Origin of the sequence: uncultured Citricoccus sp. (assembly GCF_937871995.1) — a bacterium.
In the GTDB taxonomy this organism is placed as follows: domain Bacteria; phylum Actinomycetota; class Actinomycetes; order Actinomycetales; family Micrococcaceae; genus Citricoccus.
Window position 1 is genome coordinate 19,442 of record NZ_CALMQR010000069.1, and the last position, 24,862, is coordinate 44,303.

Sequence of the window (24,862 nt, forward strand, 5' to 3'; positions counted from 1 at the left end):
CCGCTCAGCCAAACAGGCCTCCCCGGCGGCGTCCGCGCCGCTTGGTGCCGAAGACCGAGCGCACCACGGAGCGGCCGAAGGCGGTGGCGGCGGTGCGCGCGATGTCCTCGACGACCTCGGCCATCGGGTTCTCCTCCCGGCGGGACCGCGCCGGGGCCGGTTCGCGCCGTGGGGGCGGGGCCGGTTCGCGCCGTGGGGCCGGCTCGCCCCGCGGGGTCTCGACCGGACCGGACGAGGGCACCGGGTGGCCGAGGATCTCGGCCTCGATGCGCCGCGCCTCCGCGTCGATGTCCGCCTGCGACTGGCCCGCACCGGGGGTGTGCGAGCCCACGGACCCACCCGTCGGCACGGGGCGGGCCGCACCGGCGCCGGGCGCCGCGGTCGCGGACCCGGTGAGGCGCTCGAACGCCGAGACCCGGTCCTGGTCCTGGCCGTAGGCCTCGAGCAGGGCGGAGGCGGCCACCGCCGCGTCGAGGACCTCGGGCGTGGAGGGGCCGATGACCGAGGTGGGGGACCACATCCGGGTCAGGGCGACCGGGGTCGGCGCACCGTCCTCGTCCATCACGGTGACCACGGCCTCCCCGGTGCCGGCGGAGGTGAGGACCTCCTCGAGGTCGTACTCGGTGTGCGGGAACGTCTGCACGGCCTGCCGCAGGGCCCTGGCGTCCTTCGGGGTGAAGGCGCGCAGCGCGTGCTGGACCCGGTTGGCGAGCTGGCCGAGCACCTCCTCGGGGACGTCCTGCGGGGACTGGGTCACGAAGAAGACGCCCACGCCCTTGGACCGGATCAGCCGGACGGTCGTCGTGATCGCGTCGAGGAAGGCGTCCGAGGCGTCGTCGAAGACCAGGTGGGCCTCGTCGAGGAAGAACACCAGTTTCGGCCGGTCGGTGTCCCCGACCTCCGGCAGTTCCGCGAAGAGGTCCGCGAGCAGCCAGACCATGAAGGTGGAGAACACCCGGGGCCGCTGCTGCAGGCTGGGCAGTTCCAGGCAGGAGATCACCCCGCGGCCGTCGGGAGCCCGGCGCAGCAGCTCGGCGGTCTCGAACTCGGGGACGCCGAAGAAGGCGTCCATCCCGCCGGCGGCCAGCGCCGTGACCTCGCGCAGGATGACGTTGGCGGTGGACGTGGCCACTCCGCCCAGTCCCCGCAGGTCCTCCTTGCCCTCCTTGCTGGTCAGGTGCATGACGACCGCACGCAGGTCCTTGAGGTCGTCCAGCGGCAGCTCACGCTCGTCGGCCCAGTGGAACATCAGCTGCAGGCAGGACTCCTGGGTCTCGTTGAGGTCCATGATCCGGGCCAGCAGCAGGGGGCCGAAGGAGTCCACCGTGGCGCGGACCGGGATGCCCGGGCCGTCCCCGCCGAGGGCCAGGAACTCGACCGGGAACGCCGCCGGCTCCCAGGGCATCCCGGTGGCGGTGGTCCGCTCGGCGAGCCTGTCGCTTGGGGTGGCCGCGGTGGCCAGCCCGGACAGGTCACCCTTGACGTCCGCCAGGAAGACCGGGACGCCGGCGGTGGCGAGCTGCTCGGCCATCACCTGCAGGGTCACGGTCTTGCCGGTGCCGGTGGCGCCGGCCACCAGCCCGTGCCGGTTCATCATCGCCAGCGGCAGGCGGATCGGGGCATCGGCATGGACCACGTCCTCGACGACGGCGGCCCCCAGGGTGATCGCCGGACCCGCGGTCCGGTACCCGGCCCGGATGGTCTCCAGGAGCGCGGACGAGGCGCCCGGGGCGGGCCCGGACGGCGTCTGCTGCGAGGACGTCGCCGGCGGTGATGACTGCTGGTCTGTCATGAAAGCATCCTAGGGCGGATGCAGGGGGTGGGCCCCGATAGATTGATCAGGCCGCCTCGACGTCGAGCGGCAGGACCGTGTCCGGCGGAAGCGCGGGGCACCGAGGGAAGCGAGCGCCATGGCCGACAAGCCGTACCGGGTCACCAGTGACAGCACCGGGCTGGGCTTCTGGTTCCGGCTCCGGTGGCGACTGGCCTACATCGCCTCGTCCATCTACGGCTCCGCGGACCGGCAGGCCAGCCTGGACCCGAAGCGCGAACTGCGCAAGGAACGGGCGGCGCGCCTGATCACCGCGTACCGGGGCCAGGGGCAGGAGCCCTCGGAGGCGCTCCTGCGGGCCGCCCGGGAGGGCTGACCCCCGGGTCAGGCCAGGAGCAGGGCGACGGCGATCATCGCCGGGATCGCCACGATGGTCGTCACCAGCACGGTGTCCTTCGCCATGACCATGCCGGTCTCGTAGCGCGAGGCGGCCACGAACACGTTCTGGGCCGTGGGCAGGGAACCGAGGACCACCGCGATGAGCAGTGCGTCGCCCTCGAGACCCATGACCGGGCCGGCCAGCACCCAGGCCAGGGCCGGGTGGACGATGAGCTTGATGACGGAGGCCACGGCGACGTCGGCGCGGCGGCCCGCGGCCTTCTCCAGCGGGCGCGAACCGACCAGGGACATCCCGAACGCCAGCAGCATGGCGGGGATCGACGCGCCGGCGATCAGGCTGACGGACTCGCCGACCGGGCCCGGCAGCTGCCAGCCGGTGGCCGAGAAGACCAGGCCCAGCGCCGAACCGATGATCATCGGGTTCAGGGCGATGTGCCCCACCTGCCGCCAGAACCTGGCCCACCGGCCGACCGGACGGATCGGACCGGCCCGGCGGCCGGCGTCGTGGCCCGCCCCGGCGCCCCGGCCGCGGGCCCGGGCCTCTGAAGCGGTGGTGGCATCCAGGGACGCGACGTAGATGGGCGTGTAGAGGGCCAGCTGGAAGATGAGCACGGGGGCGGCGAGTGCGGCGTCGCCGAGCACGTAGGCGGCGATCGGGATGCCGAGGTTCGCCGAATTGACCATGGATGCGCTCAGCGCGCCGATGACGGTCTCGGAGCCGCTCCGGCGGGGGAGCAGCAGGCGGGCCACCAGCAGGTAGATGCCCCCGGCGGCCAGCGCGGAGGCACCGGCGACGACCAGCTGGGGGCCCAGGACCGACTGCACGTCCGCGGCGGCGAGGGTGTCGAAGAGCAGGGCCGGGCTGGCCACGAAGAAGGCGGTGCGGGAGAGGACCTGCTGGCCATGGGTGCCCAGGACGCCGGTGCGGCCGGTGAGGTATCCGACCAGGATGATCACCCAGACCACGGTGAACCCGGACAGTACCTCGACCACCGGGCGCCCCCTCGCTGCCTGACCGGAGGAGGCCCAGTGGCCGCTCTGGACATGAAGAGAGCGGGCGACGGGAATCGAACCCGCGTATCTTGCTTGGGAAGCAAGCGCTCTACCATTGAGCTACGCCCGCAGGACAGGAGCTTACGCGCCCGTCACGTGCTTTTCAGCTTACACGCTCTGGGCGGCGTGGCGTGCCACGTGCGCTCGGCGTGGCGATCGCGGGGGTCATCCGGGGTGCTGTGAGGGGGCGTGGTCCCCGTGGCCCGTCGTCAGTCCAGGCTCAGTTCGCCGCCCGCAGTCCGCCCGTCCGCAGTCCGCCCGCTCGCCGTCTGCGCGCCGGCGAGACGGGACTGCCGCCGGGCCGCGGCCCGGCCGACGCCGTCCGCGTAGCGGGTGAGCACCGGGCCGATGATCGCCAGGGACATGACGTAGGCGGTGGCCAGTGCGGACACGTCGGTGGCCATGGCCCCGGAGGTCACGGCCAGGCCGGCGATGACGATCGAGAACTCACCGCGGATGGTCAGGGCGGCCCCGGCGCGCCATCGGCCGGCGGTGCCGATCCCGGCCCGGCGCGCCGCCCAGTAGCCCGTGGCGACCTTGGTCAGTGCCGTGACCAGCGCCAGCAACAGCGCCCAGCCGAGCACCGGGGGCAGGGTGCGCGGATCCGTGTTCATGCCGAACAGCACGAAGAACAGGGCGGCGAACAGGTCCCGCAGGGGTTCCAGGAGGTCCCGGGCCGAGTGCGCGGTGGCCCCCGAGATCGCGATCCCCAGCAGGAAGGCCCCGACACCGGCCGAGACCTGCAGGGCGCCGGCCAGCCCCGCGACCAGCAGTGCCAGGCCGAGCACCTTGAGCAGGAAGGTCTCCTGCTCGGGGGAGGCCACGAAGCGCGAGATCTGCGGTCCGAACCGGAGCCCCACCACCAGGACGATCGCGACCACCAGCAGCGCCACCCCGAGTGCCTGGGCCCCGGCGGCCACGGAGAGCCCGCCGAGCAGGGCGGTCAGCACGGGCAGGTAGACCGCCATGGCGAGGTCCTCGAAGACCAGGATGGACAGGACGACCGGCGTCTCCCGGTTGCCCAGCCGGCCGAGGTCGCCCAGCACCTTGGCGATGATGCCGGAGGACGAGATGTAGGTGATCCCGCCGAGGACGACGGCACCCGCCGCGCCCCAGCCCAGCAGCCAGCCGGCCACGGCGCCGGGCAGGAAGTTCAGGACCAGGTCGACCAGTCCCGCCCGCCAGGACGCCCGCATCCCGGTGACCAGTTCCCGGGCCGAGTACTCCAGCCCCAGCATCAGCAACAGCAGGACCACGCCGATCTCGCTGGCCAGGTGGGTGAACTCGCTGATGTCCTGGAAGGGGACCAGCTCGGAGTCGTGCGTCATGGGATTCAGGTCGCGGCCGAAGAGGATGCCGCCGTAGCCGATCGCCAGCCCGCCCAGCAGGTACAGCGGTACCGGTGACATCCCGATCCGGGCGGCGAACCGGCCCAGCCCTCCGAGCAGCAGCAGGATGGCGCCGAGCTCGATGAGGGCCAGGGTGGTGGTGTTCACGGGATCACGGCGTCACAGGGACAGGATCTCGGCGGCCCGGCGCAGGCCCTCGCCGGTGCCCACGATGATCAGCACGTCACCCTCCTCCAGGAGGAACTCCGGGCCCGGCGAGGGATGGGTGGTCCCGGCGCGGATCACCGCCACGATCGAGGCCGCGGTGCGGGTGCGCATGCGGGTGGCCCCCAGGGGTTCCCCGACGAAGGGGGAGTCCGAGGCGAGCACCATCTGCCGCGTGGAGATGCCGGGCACCTCGGCGTGCTCGTCCTCGAGCTGGGCCACGAGCCGGGGAGCGGACAGCAGGGCCCCGAGCGAGGCGGCCTCCTCGTGGGACAGGGGCACGGAGGCCACGCAGGCGTCGGGGTCCTCGAGGGAGGACACGATGAGCTCCGTGTGGCCGTCCCGGTGCGAGACGATGCCGATCCGTCGGCCGTCCCGCAGCTCGATCTCCTTGCGTGATCCGATCCCCGGCAGCGGGGTCTCATACACCGTCATGGAAAGAGGGTATTCCCCGTCCGGGCCCTGACGCACGGCCGGTGCGCTATCGTTGCCCCGTGCTGCTCTCCGACCGCGACATCCGGGCCGAACTCGACTCCGGGCGCATCCAGCTGGACCCCTCCGCCCCGGAGATGGTGCAGCCCTCGAGCATCGACGTGCGCCTGGACCGGTTCTTCCGGCTGTTCGACAACCACAAGTACGCTCACATCGATCCCTCCCAGCCCCAGGAGGACCTGACGCGGCTGGTGGAGGTGGACCCGGAGGAGGCCTTCATCCTGCACCCGGGGGAGTTCGTGCTGGGCTCCACCTACGAGCAGGTCACCCTGCCCGAGGACATCGCCGCCCGGCTCGAGGGCAAGAGCTCGCTGGGCCGGCTCGGACTGCTGACGCACTCGACCGCCGGGTTCATCGACCCCGGATTCTCCGGCCACGTGACCCTGGAACTGTCGAACATGGCCACCCTGCCGATCAAGCTCTGGCCGGGGTCGAAGATCGGCCAGCTGTGCTTCTTCCGACTGTCCTCGCCCGCCGAGCACGCCTACGGCTCCGGCCCCTACCTCAACCGCTACCAGGGCCAGCGTGGCCCGACGGCCTCGCGGTCCCACCTGAACTACCACCGCACGATCATCGAGCGCTGAGCAGGGAGAAGGCCCCGCGAGGCGTGATCCGGGCAGCCTCGACAGGTGAGAATTGTCCCTTGGGGCCTTCGCCACAGGGACAATTCCCGCCAACGAGTGAGGACGTCCACGGTCCGGCCGGTCGTTGCAGCGCGGCCGCCTAGGCCGAGGGCCCAGTCAGGCGCTCGCGGACCAGCCGGATCAGCCGCGCGAAGCCCTGCGCCTGGTCCGCCCACGTCAGCCTGACGACGAGCCAGCCATGTCGCTGAAACCACTCGTCACGGTAGGCATCCGCTGCCTGTTGTTCCCTGGACCGGTGGTGCTTGCCGTCATACTGGATCGCGATCTTCAGGTCCCGGTATGCGAGATCGGCCTCGGGAGACCATCGCTCTGCGGGGTCGCCTTTGACCTGGAGCTCAGGCTCGGGGAGCCCTGCGTCCACGAGGGCCAGCCGGACGCGGGTCTCTTGCGGTGAGTCGGCCCCGACCCGTGTCTGGTCGATGACGTGCCGAGCCCTGCGTATCCCCGGCCGCCTGCCGGCGCTGGCCACGGCAGCGGCCAGTCCCGCCGGGGTGTCCAGGCCGTCGATACGCCCACCCGGCCGGTACGGGCGATTGACGATCGCGTCGGACACGACCACCAGGTCCACGAAGGCCAGGCGTTCGTCCGCGGCCAGGTCAATCAGGGTCCGGGCCGGGGAGGTCAGGTTCAAACGACGGAATCGCACCCTCTCGGAGGGCAGCAACGGATGCCGATGACTGCGGACCCCCCCGGCGCTGCGCACGGCTTGCCCCGGGGGGCCAGGTCAGGTGAATGTCCTGGTCCGAGAGCACGCTGTCCGGCAGGGGGAGCCTGAACACGTGCGCCGCAGTGACGTGGGAGATGAAGGCTCCCGGATACTGCCGCTGGACGGCGGCGAGAGCGGCAAGTCCCCATCCGTGACCCGGGGTCTCGTACTCGGAGGGCCAACCGAAGTGGGCGATGGTGTCTGCATAGAGGCCGTGACCCAGGCGGACGATGTCTGAACTCCGGAGCCGCTTGTCCGTCACGCCGAGAGCCAGAGCCTCGGAGCGGGTGAAGGGTTGGGACCGCAACATCTCCGGTAAGGGACGGGGAGGGGGCATGACCCCATGCTGGGCGAGCTGCAGCGGGACGCGGCGGGACGCCGGGGAGAGTGTTGACGAACGGCCGGGCGGTGGCGGCCCTGGAGGAACGGACCGGCGTCACGGTCCGCACCGAGGACCCCATGTCCGCACGCGTGGACTCCTCCTGGGTGGATCTCATCCCTCACGACCGGTTACCAGGGGATGGATTCGGCCCATGGATGCCGGCTCCACTCTGTGCATGCCACTCCGCACCCAGTCTCACCCGGGGGCGGGTGTTCACTCCCGTGCTTCCCGTGGCCAGTACGATGCCCCGCATGAACCACTCCACTCCGCCGGCGTCCGAGCCCACGTCAGCGCCCGGTCCCCAGGCGGGCGCAACCGACGACGCCGGGCCGCTCGCGCGCCGCCTGAACCGCAAGCACGTCACCGCCTGGGCGCTGTGGGACTGGGGTTCGGCATCCTTCAACGCCGTGATGGTGACCTTCGTGTTCGCCACCTACCTGGCCTCGGACGCCTTCGGCCCGGACGACCGGGGCACCCAGTGGCTGACCTCGGCCAATGCCCTCGGGGGGCTGCTCATCGCGCTGACCGCACCCGTGATCGGCCAGCGCTCCGACCGCGGCGGGAGGCGCAAGCTCTGGCTGGGCCTCAACACCGCCGTGGTCATCGTCCTGACGGCGCTGTGCTTCCTCGTGCGCCCGCAGGAGTCCTACCTGTTGCTCGGCGTCGTCCTCATCGCCGCCGCCAACGTGGCCTTCGAGTTCGCCGGGGTGAACTACAACGCCATGCTGCTGCAGGTGGCCACGCCCGGGACCATCGGCAAGGTGTCCGGGATCGGCTGGGGCGCCGGTTACGTGGGCGGGATCTTCCTGCTGCTGGTCCTCTACGTCGGGTTCATCGCGGGGGACACCCACTGGTTCGGGATCACGAATGAGGACGCGATGAACGTCCGCGTGGTCGCGCTGTTCTCCGCCCTCTGGTTCCTGGTGTTCGCCCTGCCCCTGCTGTTCGCCGTCCCCGAGAACCGGACCGGCGGGCGGGGCGGGAAGGTCAGCGTCCTGGAGTCCTACCGGATCCTGCTGCGCACCGTCACCGGGCTGTGGCGCCGTGACCGCAACACCTTCTGGTTCCTCGTCTCCTCGGCGGTGTTCCGCGACGGGGTGGGCGCGGTGTTCGCCTACGGCGCGATCCTGGGTGTCACGGTCTACGGGGTGGACCCGGCGGACATCCTGATCTTCGGCATCGCCGCCAACATCGTGGCGGCGGCGGGGTCCTTCCTCGGCGGCTGGATCGACGACCGGGTGGGTCCCAAGCGCGTCATCCTGGGGTCCCTGGTCGGGCTGATCGTCTCCGCCACCATCGTCTTCTTCCTCGACGGCACCACCGCCTTCTGGATCTTCGGCCTGGCGCTGTGCTTCTTCGTCGGTCCCGTGCAGTCGGCCTCGCGCTCCTTCCTCGGCCGGCTGACCTCGGAGGAGCGGGCCGGGGAGATCTACGGGCTGTACGCCACCACCGGGCGGGCGGTGTCCTTCATGGCACCGGCCCTGATCTCCGTGGCGATCGCACTGACCGGGGACTCCCGCGCCATGGTGCCGGCCATCCTGCTGGTGCTCGTCCTCGGAATGGTCCTGCTCCTGCGGGTCCGCGACCCGAGGGCCGATGAACGGCTGGGCGCCCGCTGACGCATCCCCGGGACAGGGCCCGCAGGCCCTCGACCGCGTGGCGCGGAACGGTGATGACCAGGGGAGACACGCCCTGATCCGGTGAGGTGTCGCCCCCGGGAGGCACCGCTGCAGGCCTGTCCGGAACGGCCGCCCGGTCAACGCGGTCGGGCGCGCCCGGTAGTATGGGTCAGGACTCCCCGATCTAGATGCTGGAGGCCGCCGCATGCTCACCGTGCTCATTGCACTCTTCGCAGTGGCATTGGTGGCGCCGATCATCTTCCGGTTCGCGGACCGCAACGGCTTCTACGTCCTGGCCGCCGTACCGGCCCTCGGCTTCGTCTGGCTCCTGTTCCAGCTCCCCGAGGTCCTCGCGCTGCAGGACAGCGTCAACTCCGGGGCCTCCCCGCCCTCCGGGGCCGGCACCGGACTGGTCCAGACCTACGCGTGGATCCCCGACCTGGGCATCGAGCTGTCCTTCCGGATGGACGCCCTGGCCGCGTTCATGGGCCTGATCATCCTGGGCGTCGGCGCCCTCGTCCTGGCCTACTGCGCCCGCTACTTCCAGCGTCACGAGGCGCGGAACGCCTCCTTCGGAGCCCAACTGGTGGCCTTCGCGGGCTCCATGTTCGGGCTGGTCACCACGGATGACCTGATCGTCCTCTACACCTTCTGGGAACTGACCTCCGTCCTGTCATTCCTGCTGATCGGCTACTCAGCCCACCGCATCTTCGCCCGCCGTTCCGCCATCCAGGCCCTCGTGGTCACCACCCTGGGCGGACTGTCCATGCTGGTCGGCCTCGTCATGCTGGGCCAGGCCGCCGGGACCTACCGGCTCTCCGAGATCGTGACCGCCGGCCCGGAGCTGCTCTCCGGCCCCTACGCCGGGGCGTTCATGGAGTGGGCGATCGTGCTGGTCCTCGTCGGCGCCCTCTCCAAGTCCGCCCAGGTGCCCTTCCACTTCTGGCTGCCCGCCGCCATGGCCGCCCCCACCCCGGTCTCGGCCTACCTGCACGCGGCCGCCATGGTCAAGGCCGGCGTCTACCTCGTGGCGCGGCTGGCGCCGGCCTTCGCGGAGTCCGGCTGGTGGCAGGTGCTGGTGATCGGCGTCGGGCTCTGGACCATGCTGGTCGGCGGCTGGCGGGCCCTGCGCCAGACGGACATCAAGCTCATCCTGGCCTACGGCACGGTGTCCCAGCTCGGTTTCCTCATGGTGGCCAACGGCCTGGGTGACCGAGACGCCGCCATGGCCGGGCTGGCGATGCTCGCGGCCCACGCCCTGTTCAAGGCCCCGTTGTTCATGGTAGTCGGCATCATCGACCACGAGGCGGGAACCCGCGACCTGGCCCGGCTCTCGGGCATCGGCCGCAACCATCCGTGGCTGTTCGGCACGGCCGTGGTCTGTGCCGCCTCGATGGCGGGCATCCCGCCACTGTTCGGCTTCGTGGCCAAGGAATCGGTCCTGGAGTCGCTCACGCACTGGGGTCAGCACGGTGCGGCCGGTGCCGGCCTGTGGGCCTCCGTCTGGGCCTGGACGCCGCTGGTCCTCGTGGCCGTGGGCACGGTGCTGACCGTCGCGTACTCCGCCCGCTTCCTGTGGGGCGCCTTCGCCACCAAGACCCTGCCCACGGACGAGGGGATCGTCCAGGTGGAGGACACCCGCTTCCACGGCCCCGTCACGGCGAGTGCACTCGGCCCCTCCGCCCTGCTGGCGCTGGCCTGTGTGGCCGGTGCCCTCATCCCCGGCGCCATGGAGGCCCTGCCCGCCGCGTTCGGCGCGTCGATGGCGCCCCTGGAACCGGGGTCCGAACCGGCCTACCTCGCGCTGTGGCACGGGCTCACCCCGGTGCTCGGGCTCTCGGTGGCCGTGATCCTGACCGGCCTCGTCCTGTACGCGGTGAAGGACCCGGTGGCCCGGTTCCAGGCCGCGGTGCCGTCCTGGGTGGACGCCCAGCGCCTCTACCGGGCCTCGCTGGCCGCGCTGGACGACGTGGCCATCTGGGTCACCGGCCGCACCCAGCGCGGTTCGCTGAGCTACTACCTGTTCATCATCCTCTCGGTGGCCCTGCTCGCACCGCTCCTGGCGCTGCTCTTCCCCCAGGAGAACGACGGCGGAACGGGGCTTGCGGAGTCCATCCTCGGCTCGGCGCAATGGACCTGGGCGGACACGATCGCCCAGGTGCTGGTCGGGGCCGCCATGATCGTGGCGACGTTCGCCGCCATCCGGGCCCGGAAGCGCTTCATGGCCGTGCTGCTGATCTCCGTGACCGGGTACGGGCTCGCCGCGATCTTCGCGCTGCAGGGTGCTCCGGACCTGGCGCTGACGCAGTTGCTGGTGGAGTCGATCGTCCTGGTGGCCATGGTGCTGGGGCTGCGCATGCTCCCACCGGGCTGGTACACCCGACGCCGCTCGGACTTCAAGGTGCCCCGGGCCATCCTCGGCATCGCCTTCGGCGCGGTCATGGTGGCCGTGGCCGTCACCGCCCTGGCCTCCCGCACGGCCGAGCGGATCTCCCTGGAGATGCCACGGCTGGCGTACGAGGAGGGCGGTGGCGCGAACATCGTCAACGTCCTGCTGGTGGACATCCGCGCCTGGGACACCTTCGGCGAGATCGCCGTGCTCGCGGCGGCCGCCACCGGTGTGGCGTCGCTGGTGTTCATCCAGCACCGGGACCGGCAGGCGGGGAACCTGCAGGACGTCGCGTCGGGTTCGGTCGGTCGCTACCGGGCGCAGGACGCGCGGGAACGGCGGGAACTGGCGGCCGTCCGCAAGTTCGCCATCGTGGACCAGGACCAGTGGCTGGTGGCCGGGCGCACCGTGGCGCCCGAACGGCGCTCCATCATCTTCGAGGTGGTCACCCGCCTGATCTTCCACGTCATCATCCTGCTGTCCATCTACCTGCTCCTGGCCGGTCACAACACCCCGGGCGGCGGCTTCGCCGGCGGGCTGATCGCCGGTCTGGCACTGACCATCCGCTACCTGGCCGGTGGCCGGTACGAACTGGAACAGGCCATGCCCATCCCCGCGGGCGTGCTGCTGGGTTCCGGGCTGGCCATCGCAGCCCTGACCGGGGCCGTGCCCCTGCTGTTCGGCGGGCAGGTCTTCCAGTCGGCGATCGTCGAGTTCGCCCTTCCGGTGATCGGCGACGTCAAGTTCGTCAGTTCGACCGTCTTCGACATCGGCGTGTACCTCGTGGTCGTCGGCCTCGTCATCGACGTCCTGCGGTCGCTCGGTTCTGAGGTGGACCGCCGCTCGGAGGCCGAGGGGACCGCTCAGGCCGAGGCCCAGCAGCGCCGCCGGGAGGCCGGGGCCGCGGCCGAGGCATCCTCCGCGGTCCCGGCCGGCGGCAGCACCTCCGGTGACGGCAGGGACCCGGCCCGCGCCGGCCTGCCCGTCTCACCGGATGCGGGGAGGGTGATCTCGTGAGCGTGAACATCGTCCTGCTCCTCGTCATGGGCGTCATGTACGCCGGTGGTGTCTACCTGCTGCTGGAGCGCACCCTGACCCGGGTGCTGCTGGGCATCCTGCTGATGACCAACGCCACCAACATGCTGATCCTCATCATGTCCGGCGCCCCGGGGGAGGCTCCGCTCGTCGAGGACGGCCTGGCCCCCGGGGCGTACACGGACCCACTACCGCAGGCCCTGACCCTGACCGCGATCGTGATCTCCTTCGCGATCACGGCGTTCATGCTGGGGATGATCTACCGGTCCTGGAAGCTGGGCCGGAGGGACGAGGTCCTCGTGGACACCGAGGACGTCAAGGTGGCCGAGCAGCCGTCCTTCGACGCAGAGGACGACGCCGAACTGCTGGAGGAGACCTCCGAGTTCCTCGACGAGGACGAGGACCCGAACGCCGACTACGAGCACGCGACGGCCATCAATCCGGCCACGGGGCCGCTGCCGGTCAAGCCCCAGCGGGACGGCACGGTCCGGGTCCGGCCGCAGGCCGGCCGGTCCGAGTCCTCCGCCCGAGGCGGCCGCCGCAGAGTGCAGGAGATGGAGGAGGGCGAACGCCCCGTCGGGTCCAGCGGGCACGACGATCACCTCCCCGATGAGGACGAGCGGGCCGGCAGCCCGCGCTCCCGCCCGCCGCGGTCCACGGAGCACCAGCAGGACAACCGGCAGGACACGCGAGACGGTGACGGTCGGGCCCCCCGGGGCCGCCGACGGAAGGGAGATGGCTGATGGACCAGGGCCTCGTCTCCCTCGCCCCCCTGGCGGTGCTAATGCCGATCCTCGGGGCCGCACTGGCCTTCGTGCTGGTCCGGCGCCCGCGGGCCCAGATCGCGGTCACGGTCACGACCATCACCATCACCCTCCTGCTGGAATGCCTGCTGCTGGCAGCCACCTGGGACACCGGCGCGGTCGCTGTCTTCCTCGGGGGGTGGGAGGCCCCGTGGGGCATCACCATGGTGGTGGACCGGTTCTCGGCGCTGATGCTGGTGATCTCCTCGGCCGTCGTGCTCGCCGTCCTCGTCTACGCCTCCGCCCAGGGCGTCACGGACCAGGACCAGGGCGGGCCGGTCTCGATCTTCCACCCCACCTTCCTCATCCTGGTGGCCGGGGTGTCCAACGCGTTCCTCGCCGGGGACCTGTTCAACCTGTACGTCGGCTTCGAGATGCTGCTGACGGCGTCGTACGTCCTGCTCACCCTCGGCGGCACCGGGCCGCGGGTGCGGGCCGGCGTGACCTACGTGGTGGTCTCGGTCATCTCCTCGGTGGTCTTCCTGGCGGCCATCGCCATGATCTACGGTGCGACCGGGACCGTGAACATGGCGGACCTGGCCGGCAAGCTCGCCCAGCTCGACCCGGACGTGCAGATGGTGCTGCACGTGATGCTGCTCGTGGGCTTCGGCATCAAGGCGGCGGTGTTCCCGTTGTCCTTCTGGCTGCCGGACTCCTACCCCACCGCCCCCGCGCCGGTGACCGCGGTGTTCGCGGGGCTGCTCACCAAGGTCGGCGTCTACGCGATCGTGCGGACCGAGACCCTGTTGTTCCCCGGTGACCGGGTGAACGCCGTCCTGCTCTGGATCGCCCTCCTGACGATGATCGTGGGTATCCTCGGGGCCCTCGCGCAGAACGACATCAAGCGCGTGCTCTCCTTCACCCTGGTCTCGCACATCGGCTACATGATCTTCGGGCTGGGGATGTCCAACGTGCTCGGCCTGGGCGCCACCATCTTCTACGTGGTCCACCACATCACGGTGCAGACCTCCCTGTTCCTGGTCACCGGACTGATCGAGCAGCGTGCCGGCACGGCGAACGTGGACCGGCTGGGTGGACTGGCCCGGATCTCCCCGCTCATCGCCATCCTGTTCTTCCTGCCGGCCATGAACCTCGCGGGCATCCCGCCGTTCTCGGGTTTCCTCGGCAAGGTGGGACTCGTCCAGGCCGGCGTGGGGGCGGACAGCATGATGGCCTGGGCCCTGGTCATCGGCTCGGTGGTCACCTCCCTGCTCACCCTGCTCGTCATGGTCCGGGTGTGGACCCGTGCGTTCTGGCGCCGCGTGGAGGACGTCGAGCACCCGCCCGCCAAGCTCGTGCTGGCCATGGACTCCCACGAGGCCTCGCTGGCGTCCTCGACGGCCACCCGGGAGGCCGGAGACGGGAGGGGCCGTACGGTCCGCGGCCCGACGGTCGGCCTCGTCGCCCCGACCATCGGCCTGGTCGCCCTGGGACTGTCCTTCACGGTGCTCGCGGGGCCGCTGTACTCCTTCTCCGACCGTGCGGCCACGGACATGCTCGCGCGGACCCCGTACATCGAGGCCGTGCTGGGGGAGGAGGCCGCCGCGCAGGCCGCCCTGGACGTCGGCCAGCTCGAGGACCGGGGCATCGTGACGCCCCAGGAGCAGGAGAATTCCGGGCCGGGGACCTTCCGGCCGATCGACGGCGCTGACAGCGAGGGCGAGGACGCCGGCACCCGCCCGGGCGGAGAGGTCCCCGGCGACCCGGGCGGCTCGCAGGACGAGGACACGAGCCCGGGTACGGAAGGGGGCACGCCGTGAGCGTGAGCGATGACCAGCAGGACGGTCCTCCGTTCTGGACGCAGTGGCCCATCCTGCTCGGGCTGACGCTGACCTGGGGCGCGCTGTGGCAGGACTTCTCCCCGGGCGTGCTGCTCGCCGGCGTCCTGTTCTCGGTGCTGATCCTGTGGTTCTACCGGTTGCCCCGGGTGCAGTTCTCGGACCGGTTCAACCTCTGGTACTTCCTGGTCTTCACCGTGCGGTTCCTCGGGCACGTGGTGACGGCCTCGGTCAGCGTGGCCTGGGACGCCATCACCAAGGGCCCGAGCATCGTGAACTCGGTGGTGGCCGTGCAGCTGCGCAGCCACGACGACCTCATCGTCACCCTCACCGGCCATGCCCTCGCCCTGGTCCCCGGCTCGCTGGTCATCGACGTGGACCGGCCCAGCTCCACGCTGTTCCTGCACGTGCTGGACGCGGGGAACGCCGAGGCGGTCGAGGGATTCCGGAACGAGGCACTGGCCACCGAGGCCGCCATCATCCGCGCCATCGGCACGAAGGCCGACCTCGCCCTGGTCAAGGACGACGAGGCCCGACGCGCCACCGTGGGCACAGGGAGGGGGAGGTCATGAGCCTGCTGGACATCGCCGGGTACCTCAGCCTGGCCCTGCTGGCCGGGGGCGGCATCGCGGCCATCTACCGGATCGTGGCGGGGCCGTCCATCCTGGACCGCGCCATCGCCACCGACGTCCTGCTGATCGTCATCTCCTCGGCGCTGTGCGTGGAGATGGCCCTGAACCACCACACGGACAACATCGTGTTCGTGGTGGTGGCCTCCGTGATCGGGTTCGTCGGATCGGTGACGCTGTCCCGGTTCGTCGCCGAGCGCAAGAAGGAGCCGGTCGAGCATGCTTGAGTCGTGGCCCGAGATCGCCGACGGGATCGCCGCCGTCCTGCTGATCCTGGGGGCCTCCCTGTCCACCGTGGCCGGCATCGGCCTGCTGCGCTTCCCGGACCAGCTCTCGCGGATGCACGCCGGGACCAAGCCCCAGGTGCTGGGCCTGCTGCTGGTCCTGGTGGCCCTGGCCTTCGCGTGGCGGGCGTGGGTCTGGGTCCCCGTGCTGATCCTGGCCTGGGTGCTGCAGATGCTGACCGCACCGGTCTCCGCCCACCTGGTGGGCCGGGCCGGGTACCGGACCAAGCACCTGAAGCGGGAGATGCTCTTTACGGACGAGCTGGCCGACGTCGTGGCCAGCCACGACGACCAGGGCCGGCCGGCGGCCACCGCGGACCGGCGCACCGTGCCCCAGCCCGATCCCACGGACCATCACGGCCGGGACTGAGCGCCGAGCGCTCTGAGGGACAGGGGTCCGGGGGACTGCGGGCCAGGCCGGCCGGGAGCGCGGCAGCGCGAGGCGCAGGGCCCACTCCCGGCCGGCCGGATCAGACCTCCCCGCGGCCGACCTTGACGGACTTCGCGGACCGGGCCTGCATCCGCTCGATGGCCTCGTTGGCCCCGCGCTGGGAGGTGACCCGGATCAGCGCGGCGATGCCCGCGGCGATCGTGGCGAAGGCGATGGCCTCCCACATGTTGTTGTCCGTGTCCTCGAGGTCCTTGGGGGCATCGTGACCGGTGACCTTCTTCCAGCCGAACTCGACGACCTTGGTGCCGATGAGGCCGCCGGCGATCGTGACGCCGGTGGTGATGAGCTTGCTCACGAGGGTGTTCATGCGGGGTACCTCCGAAGACGATGGGCGATGTCCGGGTTCAGCCTATCGGCTCGCCGGAGCCCTCAGGCGGCGGGGGTGCAGCCGTCAGCGGGCCCGCGTCCTCGAGGGTGTCCTCGGCGCTGAGGCATTCCGCCATCTCCTCCAGGAACCGGGCCACGTCCGGCCGCGAGGCCTCCGGGACGGCCTGGGCCACCTCCATCATGCGCCGGTGCATGAGCGACAGGCGCGCCCGGACCTCGGTGTGGGCGTGGTCGGTGGCCACGACGACCACGGAACGCCGGTCCCGCGGATGGGGTTCCCTGCGCAGGTGACCGGACCGGCCCAGCCGGTCCAGCAGCTTCGTGGTCGAGGCCGTGGAGATGCCCAGGTGGGTGGCCAGCGCGCGGGGCGTGACGGCCTCGCCGGCCCCCTGGCGGGCGATGACGAAGCGCAGGGCGTCCACGTCGGTGGCGTTCATGTCCATGCCCTCGCGCATCCGCCGGCGCATGTCCCGGTCGGCGACCCGGAACCGGCGCAGGGCGCGCAGGATCCTCACGGCACCGTCCGACTCCTCGAACCAGTACCCGCGAGCCCGCTCATCACCCGGTAGATCGACCACGCCCCTGATGGTACGCTCAATTTCACTAGCCAGGCTAGAAACACTACGATCGTGATACATCGCATCCGGGACGCTTAGGCTATGAGCGACGACGCCGGCACCGCCCGGAAGGGGAACCCGCCATGGAGCAGACGACCGACGACCACGTGATCCTCGTGGACGACGAGGGCCGCACCGTGGGCCTGGCCCCCCGGGCCACCGTCCACGACGAGTCCACCCCGCTGCACCGCGCGTTCTCCTGCTACGTCTACCGCGACGACGGCCACGTGCTGGTTACCCGGAGGGCTCTGTCCAAGCGCGCGTGGCCGGGCGTCTGGACCAACTCCTTCTGCGGGCACCCCCGGCAGGACGAGGACGGCCTCGACACGGTGAACCGCTATGCGCGCCACGAGCTGGGACTGGTGGTCGAGGACGTGCGCTGCGTCCTGCCGGACTTCCGGTACCGCGCCGTGGACGCCTCCGGGATCGTGGAGAACGAGCTCTGCCCGGTCTACGTGGCCCGGGCCGCCGGTGCCGTGCAGCCCAACCCCGAGGAGGCGATGGAACACCGGTGGGTGAGCCCGCAGGAGCTGGAACGGTGGGTGGGCGCGGCCCCGTGGTCCGTGAGCCCCTGGCTGGTCGAACAGCTCCCCGGCGTCCTGCCGGTCCTGGCCGGTGGTGTCCCGCAGCGCGGAGGGAGCGGGTCATGAGCGGCGTCGAGCGCGAGATCCAGGACGTCCTGGACGAGGGCGCGGCCCGGTCCGGGCGGTTCGGCACCGGGCACCGGGACCTCTGGGCCGCCCTGGCCACGGCGGTCGAGGGCGGCAAGCGCTTCCGGCCGCACCTGCTGACCGAGACCCACGCCGCGCTGGGCGGTACCGAGCCCGGACTCGTGGACCGCGTCGGTGCGGCCCTCGAGATCCTGCACACCTCCTTCGTGGTGCACGACGACGTCATCGACGGCGACGAGGTGCGGCGGGGCCGGCTGAACGTGTCCGGCACCTTCGCCGCGGAGGCCCGACGGCGGGGCGCGGCCGAACCGGTCGCCCACCACTACGGGGCGGCCGCAGGGCTGCTGGCCGGTGACCTGGCCCTCGTCACCGCCACCCGGATGATCGCTAGCTGCGGTGCGCCCCCGGAGGTGACCGAGGACCTGCTGGACCTGCTCGAGGACGCGGTGCACGCCTCCGCGGCGGGCGAGCTGGCCGACGTCGGGCTCGCCCTGCCGGTGGACGGGCGGACGGCGAGCGTGGCGGACGCCGTGCGCGTGGCCGAGCTGAAGACGGCCGTCTACTCCTTCGTGCTGCCCCTGCAGGCCGGTGCCGTGCTGGCGGGCGCCCCGGCGGCGGCGGTGGCGGCGCTGGCCCCGGTCGGCCGTCACCTCGGCATCGGCTTCCAGCTGCTCGACGACCTGCTCGGCGTGTTCGGCGACCCGGAACGCTCGGGCAAGGGCACCCTGTCCGACCTGCGCGAGGGCAAGCCCACCGCGCTGATCGCGCACGCCCGGTCCACCGGCGCCTGGACCGAGTTGCGCGCGCTGGTGGGGAATCCCGCCCTCGACGACCGCGGCGCCGACCGCGCCCGCGCGCTGCTGACGGACTGCGGTGCCCGCCAGCGGGTCACCGCCCTGGCCAACGAGTTCCTCGACGACGCGCTGGCGGCCGCCGGCCGGCCACCCCTGAGCCCGGCGCTGCACGCCGTGCTGGCCGGGATGGCCGAGGAGATCCGGCAGGCGGCGACGTCGGCCCTGCTGGCGGCCCCGGACCGCGGGCGGACGACCGCCCCGGCGTCGGACACGGTGCCCGGCGCGGTGCCCGGTGCCGCTCCCGCAGGCCTGTCGCGCCGCGAGGGGGCCCAGTCGATGGCGGGGCGGTCATGAGCGCCCCGGACCACCGCTATGACGACGTCGCCCAGGCCAGCGCCGCCCAGGTCATCGCCGGCTACTCGACATCCTTCGGCTGGGCGACCCGGTTGCTGGCCCGGCCGGTCCGGACCCACGTGCGGAACATCTACGCCCTGGTGCGGGTGGCCGACGAGATCGTCGACGATCCGGACCCGGCCCTGACCCCGGCATGGCGCCGGGAACAGCTGGACGAGCTCGAGGCCGAGACCTACCGCGCCCTGGACAGCACCCGCAGCTCCAACCTCGTGGTGCACGCCTTCGCGCTGACGGCCCGCCGGTTCGGGATCGGGCCCGGGCTCGTGGGGCCGTTCTTCGCCTCCATGCGCGCCGACCTGGTCCGCTCCCGGCATGACGCCCAGAGCCTGTCCGACTACGTGCACGGGTCCGCCGAGGTGGTCGGCCTGATGTGCCTGCGCGTGTTCACCGGTGGTGACGTGGCGGCCTACGAGCGGCTCCGGCCCGGGGCCGAGCGACTGGGTGCGGCGTTCCAGAAGGTCAACTTCCTCCGTGACCTCGCCGACGACCACGACCAGCTGGGCCGGACCTATTTCCCCGGCCTGGACCCGGCCGCGTTCAGCGACGCCCACCGGGACGAACTCCTGGACGACATCGACGCCGACCTCGCGGCCGCCGCGGAGGCCATCCGGCTGCTGCCCGACTCGAGCCGGCGGGCGGTGCGGGCGGCCCACGCGCTGTACTCGGCGCTGTCCAGGCGCCTGCGGTCCACGCCGGCGGCCCGGATCCGCGAGTCCCGCATCCGGGTCCCGGACGGACAGAAGGCCGTGATCCTGGTGAAGGCCCTGGCAGGAAGGACAGCATGAGCGAGCGAGTCGTGGTCATCGGCGGGGGGATCTCCGGACTGGCCTCCGCGGCCCTGCTGGCGCGGGACGGATACAGCGTGGACCTCGTGGAGGCCCGCGAGGACTTCGGCGGCCGGGCGGGGAGCTGGGAACGGGACGGCTTCCGGTTCGACACCGGACCGTCCTGGTACCTGATGCCCGAGGTCTTCGACCACTTCTTCCGCCTGCTGGGCACCTCCGCCGCCGCCGAGCTGGACCTGCAGCAGCTGGATCCCGGCTACCGGGTGTTCTTCGAGGGGGAGTCCCGGCCGCTGGACATCGCGGCGGACCGGCAGGCCAACGTGGAGCTCTTCGAACAGGTCGAGCCCGGAGCCGGCCGTGCGCTGGAGCGGTACCTCGACTCCGCGCAACGAACCTACGACATGGCCATCGGCCGGTTCCTGTACACCTCCTTCACCTCCTACCGCCCGTTCCTCGACCGCGACCTGCTCACCCAGCTCCACCGACTGGGTCCGCTGCTGCTGGAGTCCCTGGAGCGGTTCACCGGCCGGCACTTCACCGACCACCGGTTGCGGCAGGTGCTCGGTTACCCGGCGGTGTTCCTCGGTTCCTCCCCGGACCGGACCCCGAGCATGTACCACCTGATGAGTGCCCTCGACCTGACCGGCGGGGTGCTGTACCCGCAGGGCGGGTTCACCGGGCTGATCGACGTGATGGTGCGCCTGGCCCGCGAGTCCGGCGTCCGCCTGCACGCGGCGACCCCGGCCACGGCCATCCTCACGGAACCGGCCGGCACCGGTCGCCGCGGGAACCGCGGGGTGCGTGACCTGGTCTCGGGGGCCCGGGCCCGCGCCACGGGCGTGCGCGTGCGCGGACGGGACGGGGCCGAGCGCGTGCTGCCGGCCGACGTCGTGGTCTCCGCCGCCGACCTGCACCACACCGAGACCACCCTGCTCCCGCAGGGCCTGCAGACCTACCCGGAGGCGTACTGGCGCAAGCGCACGTCCGGCCCCGGCGCGGTGCTGGTGATGCTCGGGGTGCGCGGGGACCTGCCGCAACTGCCCCACCACTCCCTGTTCTTCACCCGTGACTGGGACGCCAACTTCGGGGCCATCCGCGCCGGTGACGTCCCGGACCCGGCCTCGGTCTACGTGTGCCGGCCCTCGGCCACGGACCCGCACGTGGCGCCGGCCGGCCACGAGAACCTCTTCGTCCTGGTCCCGATGCCGGCCGATCCCGGCCTGGGCGGCGGAGGGCCGGACGGTGGCGGGGACCCGGCCGTGGAGGCCATCGCCGACGCGGCCATCGACCAGGTCGCCCGCTGGGCGGACGTGCCGGACCTGGCCGAGCGGGTGGTGGTGCGGCGCACCGTGGGACCGGCCGACTTCGCCCGTGACCTCGGGGCCTGGCGGGGCGGCATGCTCGGCCCCGCGCACACCCTGGCCCAGAGCGCCATGTTCCGCACCGGCAACGTCTCCCGCCGCGTGAGGTCCCTCTACTACGCCGGCTCCAGCACTATCCCGGGCATCGGCCTGCCGATGTGCCTGATCAGCGCGGAGATCCTGCTCAAGAGGCTGCGCGGGGACCACTCCGCCAGTCCGCTGGCCGCACCGCTCCTTCCCACGATCGGTGGCCCGACGCCGTCCGGCCCGGTCCCGGCGGCCGGGCCGGCCCCGGTGGGGACGGGGGACTCATGGCGGTGATCTACCTCGTCTCACTGCTGGCCAGCCTCGGCTGCATGGCGCTGCTCGACCGCCGGTTCCGCCTGGTGCTGTGGCGCGCCCCGCGGGCCGGTGCCGTGGTCCTGGCCGTGGGACTGGCCTTCTTCCTGGCCTGGGACCTGGTCGCCATCGCTTCCCAGCACTATGCGGCGGGCACGAGCGAGGCCATGACCGGCATCATGCTGGCTCCCGAGCTGCCGCTGGAGGAGATCCTCTTCATCCTCTTCCTGTGCTACCTGACCCTGGTGCTGCGCGGGCTGCTCGTGCTGGCCCTGGGCGGACGGACACGGACGGAACAGGCGGACCGGACGGCCCGGACGGACCGCCGAGACCGGACTCACCGGCCGGCACGCCGGACGCTGGCGACGGGGGAGCGGTCATGAGCTACCCGGTCCTGGCCCTGGCCTTCCTGGCGCTCGCCGCGGCGGTGGCCGTGGTCGCCACCCGGCGACGGCGGCTCGGGCCGAGGTGGTGGGCCGTCACCGGCCTGACGGTCCTCGCCCTGATGGTCCTGACCGCCGTGTTCGACAACCTCATGATCGCCGCGGACCTGTTCCGGTACAACGAGGAGCTGCTGGTGGGCTGGTATCTGGGCCTCGCGCCCGTGGAGGACTTCGCCTGGCCGCTCGCGGCCGGACTGCTGCTGCCCTCGCTGTGGGAGCTGCTGCACCCCGCCCCCGCCTCTCCTGCCGGCCCCTGGACCAACGCCCGGACCGACGCCCGGAACCACCCCCGGGAGCGGCCATGACGATGGTGCTGGGTGAGGCGACGCGCCAGCTGCTGGGCTCCTCCCGGCCGGTGAGCTGGGTCAACACCGCCTATCCGTTCGCGGCGGCCTACCTGCTCTCGGGCGGCGGGCTCACCGCGGAGCTGGTGATCGGGACCCTGTTCTTCCTGATCCCCTACAACCTGTTGATGTACGGGATCAACGACGTCTTCGACTACGAGTCCGACCTGCGCAATCCGCGCAAGGGCGGCATCGAGGGCATCGTGCTGTCGGACCGGTGGCACGGGGTGACCCTGTGGGCCTCCGGCCTGCTGGCCCTGCCCTTCGTGGTGGCCCTCGTGGCGTTCGGGGACCTGGTCTCGACCCTCGTGCTGGCCGTGACGCTGGCCGCGGTGGTCGGTTACTCGGCCCCGCGGATCCGGCTCAAGGAACGACCGGTGCTGGACTCGATGACCTCGTCCACGCACTTCGTGGGCCCGGCCGCATTCGGCCTGGCCCTGGCCGACGGCGCCTGGACGGTGACGGCGGCCGCCTCCCTCGTGGCGTTCTTCCTGTGGGGCATGGCCTCGCAGGCCTTCGGCGCCGTGCAGGACGTCACCGCGGACCGCGAGGCGGGCATCGGGTCGATCGCCACGGTCCTGGGGACCGCGACCACCGTGCGCGTGGCCATCGGGCTCTACGCGGCGGCCGGCGTCGTGATGGTGCTGGCCGGCTGGCCCGGGGTGCTGGCGGGACTGCTGGCGATCCCGTACATCCTGAGCATCCTGCCGTTCCGGTCCCTGCCCGATGATCGCTGCGAGGAGGCCAACGCCGGCTGGCGGCGGTTCCTGTGGCTGAACATGCTCACCGGTTTCGCGCTCACGATGCTCTTCCTCTGGATCGGCCTGCGTGGCTGAGCGGACCCGCGCCCGGACCCGGGCACGGCCCCTGCGGACGGAGGCCTGGCGGACCCTGAAGGTCGAGGGACGGTGGACCGGACTCGTCGCGGACGCCGCAGCCGTGCTCACCGTGGTCAGCCTGCTGGCCGGCCTGCTCGACGGTGCCGTGGCGGTCGCCCTGTTCGCCCTGGTGCTGCTGGGCCACGTGGTGATCCGGCTCGCCCCCCTGCGGCCCGCCGTGCAGGCCGCGACCGCCGTGGCCCTGCCGGCCGCCGCCTGGGCGGCCATGGCCGACGCCTACCAGCGGGTCTCCTGGCTGGACATCGCCGCGCACTTCGCCGTGACCGGGCTGCTCGCCGTCCTGGTCACGGCCGGGGTCTACCGGGCGGGCTGGCTCCGCCCGGGTGGGGCCGCCGCCGGGACCGTCCTGCTCGCCACCGCCCTGGGGGTGCTGCTCGCCGTGGCCTGGGAGTTCGGGGAATGGGTGGGCCACACCTATCTGGATCCGGCCATCCAGGTCGGGTACGACGACACGATCGGGGACCTGGCCGCCGGCCTGGCCGGTTCCCTGACCGCGGGCGTGCTGTACCGCCGGCTGACCGCGGACGGCAGGACGCCGTGACCGCGGGCGACCACGACGTCACCGTGGTGATCCCCGCACGCAACGACGCGGTCCTGCTGGATCGGTGCCTGCGCGCACTGGCCCGCCAGACCCGGGAGCCGGCGGAGGTGATCGTGGTGGACAACGCCTCCACCGACGCCACGGGCGAGGTCGCACGGGCCCACGGGGCCACCGTGGTCCAGGAGGAGCGGATCGGGATCTGGGCCGCCGCGGCGGCCGGTTATGACGCCGCGTCCAGTCCGGTCATCGCCCGGCTGGACGCGGACTCCGTGCCGCCCGCGGACTGGGTCCAGAAGGTGGCGGCCGGGCTGCGGCGCCGGCCGTCCGCCGTGGCGCTCACGGGCTGGGGGGTCTTCGAGGACCTGCCCAGGCCCGTGGGGGTGCCGGTGGCGACCCTCTACCTCGGCGCCTACTACGTCCTGGGCCACGCGGCGGCCGCGGGCCCCGTGCTGTGGGGGTCGAACATGGCCCTGCGCCGCACGGCCTGGCACCAGGTCAGGGATCGGGTGCACCGCTGGGAGCGGGAGGTGCATGACGACATGGACCTCGCCCTGGTTCTCGGCCCCGGCCAGGCGGTGAGCTTCGATCCCCGGCTCGTGGTCGGCGTCTCCGCGCGATCGCTCAAGGGGGCCTCCCAGCTCGTGCGGCGGGTGCGTCGTGCCCGGCGCACCCTGGAGCTGAACTTCCGCGAGGCCCAGCCGTGGGAACGGTGGGCGGAACGGCTCAGGGCCGCTCCCAGTCCTCGATAGGACCCGGCACCACCTGGAACAGCGGATGGACCTCCGGATCGGTCACCGCGCGGAGTGCGGCGTGCCGGTCCGGGCTGCGCTCGGCGAGCTTGGCCAGCAGGTGCTGCCACTCGAAGGCCACCTGGCCCTCCGTGACCGGGATGGGCCTCACCGGCATCGTCGGTGACACGGGCGGCACGGGCGGCACGGGTGGCACGGGCGGGATGCCCGGGGGTGTCACCGACGGGGTGCCCTCAGCCCCGGATGCCCCGGATGCCCCGGGCGCTCCGGGTGTCCCGTCCTTTGTGCCCGTACCCGTACCCGTCTCGGACGCCGCCGGCGGACAGTCGATCCGGGAGCGGTCGAAGCGGTAGCCGCGCCGCTCGGCCTCGTCGGCCAGGGCGGCCAGGTACGCACCCATCGCCGCAGGGGTGTCCGCGTGCCGCCGGAAGCGGACCAGCTGTGGATGGGATCGGTAGCCGCGCGTGCGCCCCGCCAGGACCGCCTGGGCCAGCAGGGCCTCCCGCCAGCCGCCGGTCAGGCCGGGTCGGTCGAGGTACCGGGGGTGCAGGGTCCACAGGCGCATGCACCCATCCTCTCGCGGATGCCGC

The 24,862-nt window shown here is 72.1% G+C and carries 25 protein-coding genes, 1 tRNA gene and 1 pseudogene; 18 read left to right on the forward strand and 9 right to left on the reverse strand.

Features of this window, described 5'->3' with window-relative positions; genetic code table 11:
- Positions 1-4: 4 nt before the first annotated feature.
- Positions 5-1,792, reverse strand: coding sequence for a helicase HerA-like domain-containing protein (locus Q0283_RS07580; protein ID WP_298044108.1), 1,788 nt, complete (start codon positions 1,790-1,792; stop codon positions 5-7).
- A 118-nt stretch (positions 1,793-1,910) separates the two neighbouring features.
- Between Q0283_RS07580 and Q0283_RS07585 the strand changes: the two genes are divergently transcribed.
- Positions 1,911-2,147, forward strand: coding sequence for a hypothetical protein (locus Q0283_RS07585; protein ID WP_183527933.1), 237 nt, complete (start codon positions 1,911-1,913; stop codon positions 2,145-2,147).
- Positions 2,148-2,155: 8 nt separating this feature from the next.
- Here Q0283_RS07585 and Q0283_RS07590 read toward each other — a convergent pair whose 3' ends face one another.
- From Q0283_RS07590 to Q0283_RS07605, 4 genes are all read right to left on the reverse strand, one after another.
- On the reverse strand, positions 2,156-3,163 hold the full coding sequence (locus Q0283_RS07590; RefSeq protein ID WP_298044110.1) for an AEC family transporter: 1,008 nt from the start codon (positions 3,161-3,163) through the stop codon (positions 2,156-2,158).
- A 59-nt stretch (positions 3,164-3,222) separates the two neighbouring features.
- A tRNA-Gly gene (locus Q0283_RS07595) sits at positions 3,223-3,293 on the reverse strand.
- 139 nt (positions 3,294-3,432) lie between these two features.
- Positions 3,433-4,719 (reverse strand): cation:proton antiporter, encoded by a 1,287-nt coding sequence (locus Q0283_RS07600; protein WP_183527929.1) that lies wholly within the window; start codon positions 4,717-4,719, stop codon positions 3,433-3,435.
- A gap of 12 nt (positions 4,720-4,731) precedes the next feature.
- Positions 4,732-5,211: a cation:proton antiporter regulatory subunit gene (locus tag Q0283_RS07605; protein ID WP_298044112.1), complete on the reverse strand. Its 480-nt coding sequence runs from the start codon at positions 5,209-5,211 to the stop codon at positions 4,732-4,734.
- Positions 5,212-5,270: 59 nt separating this feature from the next.
- Between Q0283_RS07605 and dcd the strand changes: the two genes are divergently transcribed.
- Positions 5,271-5,852, forward strand: a complete 582-nt coding sequence (dcd, locus tag Q0283_RS07610; protein ID WP_010142995.1) for a dCTP deaminase — start codon at positions 5,271-5,273, stop codon at positions 5,850-5,852.
- Between the two features lie 139 nt (positions 5,853-5,991).
- On the opposite strand, the gene Q0283_RS07615 is transcribed toward dcd, so the two are convergent.
- The gene (locus Q0283_RS07615; protein ID WP_183527925.1) at positions 5,992-6,543 is read right to left on the reverse strand and encodes an endonuclease domain-containing protein; all 552 of its coding nucleotides are present in this window, start codon (positions 6,541-6,543) and stop codon (positions 5,992-5,994) included.
- Between the two features lie 708 nt (positions 6,544-7,251).
- Here Q0283_RS07615 and Q0283_RS07620 point away from each other — a divergent pair.
- The 7 genes and pseudogenes from Q0283_RS07620 (at position 7,252) to mnhG (ending at position 15,907) form a co-directional block, all read left to right on the forward strand.
- Positions 7,252-8,619, forward strand: coding sequence for an MFS transporter (locus Q0283_RS07620; protein WP_183527923.1), 1,368 nt, complete (start codon positions 7,252-7,254; stop codon positions 8,617-8,619).
- 205 nt (positions 8,620-8,824) lie between these two features.
- On the forward strand, positions 8,825-12,025 hold the full coding sequence (locus tag Q0283_RS07625; RefSeq protein ID WP_298044114.1) for a Na+/H+ antiporter subunit A: 3,201 nt from the start codon (positions 8,825-8,827) through the stop codon (positions 12,023-12,025).
- Positions 12,022-12,435 (forward strand): annotated as a pseudogene (locus tag Q0283_RS07630) (Na(+)/H(+) antiporter subunit C); the annotation flags it as partial. The gene Q0283_RS07625 and the pseudogene Q0283_RS07630, both read left to right, overlap by 4 nt.
- Before the next feature lie 350 nt (positions 12,436-12,785).
- Entirely contained in the window at positions 12,786-14,606 is a 1,821-nt protein-coding gene (locus tag Q0283_RS07635) for a Na+/H+ antiporter subunit D (protein WP_183527917.1), read from the forward strand.
- Positions 14,607-14,608: 2 nt separating this feature from the next.
- A complete protein-coding gene (locus Q0283_RS07640) occupies positions 14,609-15,196 on the forward strand; it encodes a Na+/H+ antiporter subunit E (RefSeq protein ID WP_324590463.1) in 588 nt (195 codons plus the stop codon).
- Positions 15,193-15,480 (forward strand): monovalent cation/H+ antiporter complex subunit F, encoded by a 288-nt coding sequence (locus Q0283_RS07645; protein WP_183527913.1) that lies wholly within the window; start codon positions 15,193-15,195, stop codon positions 15,478-15,480. The genes Q0283_RS07640 and Q0283_RS07645 overlap by 4 nt, the downstream gene beginning before the upstream one ends.
- Complete coding sequence (gene mnhG, locus Q0283_RS07650) at positions 15,473-15,907, forward strand: monovalent cation/H(+) antiporter subunit G (RefSeq protein WP_183527911.1); 435 nt, start codon at positions 15,473-15,475, stop codon at positions 15,905-15,907. The genes Q0283_RS07645 and mnhG overlap by 8 nt, the downstream gene beginning before the upstream one ends.
- A 100-nt stretch (positions 15,908-16,007) precedes the next feature.
- On the opposite strand, the gene Q0283_RS07655 is transcribed toward mnhG, so the two are convergent.
- On the reverse strand, positions 16,008-16,295 hold the full coding sequence (locus tag Q0283_RS07655; RefSeq protein WP_183527909.1) for a DUF4235 domain-containing protein: 288 nt from the start codon (positions 16,293-16,295) through the stop codon (positions 16,008-16,010).
- Positions 16,296-16,332: 37 nt separating this feature from the next.
- Positions 16,333-16,893: a MarR family winged helix-turn-helix transcriptional regulator gene (locus Q0283_RS07660; protein ID WP_298044117.1), complete on the reverse strand. Its 561-nt coding sequence runs from the start codon at positions 16,891-16,893 to the stop codon at positions 16,333-16,335.
- 122 nt (positions 16,894-17,015) lie between these two features.
- On the opposite strand from Q0283_RS07660, the gene idi reads away from it, so the two are divergent.
- From idi to Q0283_RS07705, 9 genes are read left to right on the forward strand one after another with little or no spacing between them, the layout of a single operon-like run.
- Entirely contained in the window at positions 17,016-17,582 is a 567-nt protein-coding gene (gene idi / locus Q0283_RS07665) for an isopentenyl-diphosphate Delta-isomerase (protein WP_183527907.1), read from the forward strand.
- Entirely contained in the window at positions 17,579-18,751 is a 1,173-nt protein-coding gene (locus Q0283_RS07670; RefSeq protein ID WP_298044118.1) for a polyprenyl synthetase family protein, read from the forward strand. Before idi ends, Q0283_RS07670 begins: the two co-directional genes overlap by 4 nt.
- Positions 18,748-19,596 carry a squalene/phytoene synthase family protein gene (locus Q0283_RS07675; RefSeq protein ID WP_183527903.1) on the forward strand — a complete coding sequence of 283 codons (849 nt, stop codon included), beginning with the start codon at positions 18,748-18,750 and terminating at the stop codon, positions 19,594-19,596. The genes Q0283_RS07670 and Q0283_RS07675 overlap by 4 nt, the downstream gene beginning before the upstream one ends.
- On the forward strand, positions 19,593-21,278 hold the full coding sequence (gene crtI / locus Q0283_RS07680) for a phytoene desaturase family protein (protein WP_298044119.1): 1,686 nt from the start codon (positions 19,593-19,595) through the stop codon (positions 21,276-21,278). The genes Q0283_RS07675 and crtI overlap by 4 nt, the downstream gene beginning before the upstream one ends.
- Positions 21,269-21,679 carry a lycopene cyclase domain-containing protein gene (locus Q0283_RS07685; RefSeq protein ID WP_183527899.1) on the forward strand — a complete coding sequence of 137 codons (411 nt, stop codon included), beginning with the start codon at positions 21,269-21,271 and terminating at the stop codon, positions 21,677-21,679. Before crtI ends, Q0283_RS07685 begins: the two co-directional genes overlap by 10 nt.
- Entirely contained in the window at positions 21,676-22,044 is a 369-nt protein-coding gene (locus Q0283_RS07690) for a lycopene cyclase domain-containing protein (protein WP_298044120.1), read from the forward strand. Before Q0283_RS07685 ends, Q0283_RS07690 begins: the two co-directional genes overlap by 4 nt.
- The gene (locus tag Q0283_RS07695) at positions 22,041-22,919 is read left to right on the forward strand and encodes a prenyltransferase (RefSeq protein ID WP_298044122.1); all 879 of its coding nucleotides are present in this window, start codon (positions 22,041-22,043) and stop codon (positions 22,917-22,919) included. Before Q0283_RS07690 ends, Q0283_RS07695 begins: the two co-directional genes overlap by 4 nt.
- Positions 22,912-23,523 carry a hypothetical protein gene (locus tag Q0283_RS07700; RefSeq protein ID WP_298044123.1) on the forward strand — a complete coding sequence of 204 codons (612 nt, stop codon included), beginning with the start codon at positions 22,912-22,914 and terminating at the stop codon, positions 23,521-23,523. Before Q0283_RS07695 ends, Q0283_RS07700 begins: the two co-directional genes overlap by 8 nt.
- A complete protein-coding gene (locus Q0283_RS07705; RefSeq protein ID WP_183527891.1) occupies positions 23,520-24,272 on the forward strand; it encodes a glycosyltransferase family 2 protein in 753 nt (250 codons plus the stop codon). Before Q0283_RS07700 ends, Q0283_RS07705 begins: the two co-directional genes overlap by 4 nt.
- Here the strand turns inward: Q0283_RS07705 and Q0283_RS07710 are convergent.
- On the reverse strand, positions 24,247-24,837 hold the full coding sequence (locus tag Q0283_RS07710) for a pyrimidine dimer DNA glycosylase/endonuclease V (RefSeq protein ID WP_298044124.1): 591 nt from the start codon (positions 24,835-24,837) through the stop codon (positions 24,247-24,249). The genes Q0283_RS07705 and Q0283_RS07710 overlap by 26 nt on opposite strands.
- Between the last annotated feature and the right edge of the window lie 25 nt (positions 24,838-24,862).

Excerpts from the sequence above, each read along its gene's own strand:
- Q0283_RS07625 (WP_298044114.1), top strand. The coding sequence starts at position 8,825 with ATGCTCACCGTGCTCATTGCACTCTTCGCAGTGGCATTGGTGGCGCCG.
- crtI (WP_298044119.1), top strand. The coding sequence starts at position 19,593 with ATGAGCGAGCGAGTCGTGGTCATCGGCGGGGGGATCTCCGGACTGGCC.
- Q0283_RS07690 (WP_298044120.1), top strand. The coding sequence starts at position 21,676 with ATGAGCTACCCGGTCCTGGCCCTGGCCTTCCTGGCGCTCGCCGCGGCG.
- Q0283_RS07670 (WP_298044118.1), top strand. The coding sequence starts at position 17,579 with ATGAGCGGCGTCGAGCGCGAGATCCAGGACGTCCTGGACGAGGGCGCG.
- Q0283_RS07710 (WP_298044124.1), bottom strand. The coding sequence starts at position 24,837 with ATGCGCCTGTGGACCCTGCACCCCCGGTACCTCGACCGACCCGGCCTG.
- Q0283_RS07605 (WP_298044112.1), bottom strand. The coding sequence starts at position 5,211 with ATGACGGTGTATGAGACCCCGCTGCCGGGGATCGGATCACGCAAGGAG.
- Q0283_RS07655 (WP_183527909.1), bottom strand. The coding sequence starts at position 16,295 with ATGAACACCCTCGTGAGCAAGCTCATCACCACCGGCGTCACGATCGCC.
- Q0283_RS07585 (WP_183527933.1), top strand. The coding sequence starts at position 1,911 with ATGGCCGACAAGCCGTACCGGGTCACCAGTGACAGCACCGGGCTGGGC.
- mnhG (WP_183527911.1), top strand. The coding sequence starts at position 15,473 with ATGCTTGAGTCGTGGCCCGAGATCGCCGACGGGATCGCCGCCGTCCTG.
- Q0283_RS07635 (WP_183527917.1), top strand. The coding sequence starts at position 12,786 with ATGGACCAGGGCCTCGTCTCCCTCGCCCCCCTGGCGGTGCTAATGCCG.
- idi (WP_183527907.1), top strand. The coding sequence starts at position 17,016 with ATGGAGCAGACGACCGACGACCACGTGATCCTCGTGGACGACGAGGGC.
- Q0283_RS07580 (WP_298044108.1), bottom strand. The coding sequence starts at position 1,792 with ATGACAGACCAGCAGTCATCACCGCCGGCGACGTCCTCGCAGCAGACG.
- Q0283_RS07695 (WP_298044122.1), top strand. The coding sequence starts at position 22,041 with ATGACGATGGTGCTGGGTGAGGCGACGCGCCAGCTGCTGGGCTCCTCC.
- Q0283_RS07685 (WP_183527899.1), top strand. The coding sequence starts at position 21,269 with ATGGCGGTGATCTACCTCGTCTCACTGCTGGCCAGCCTCGGCTGCATG.
- Q0283_RS07645 (WP_183527913.1), top strand. The coding sequence starts at position 15,193 with ATGAGCCTGCTGGACATCGCCGGGTACCTCAGCCTGGCCCTGCTGGCC.
- Q0283_RS07675 (WP_183527903.1), top strand. The coding sequence starts at position 18,748 with ATGAGCGCCCCGGACCACCGCTATGACGACGTCGCCCAGGCCAGCGCC.
- Q0283_RS07620 (WP_183527923.1), top strand. The coding sequence starts at position 7,252 with ATGAACCACTCCACTCCGCCGGCGTCCGAGCCCACGTCAGCGCCCGGT.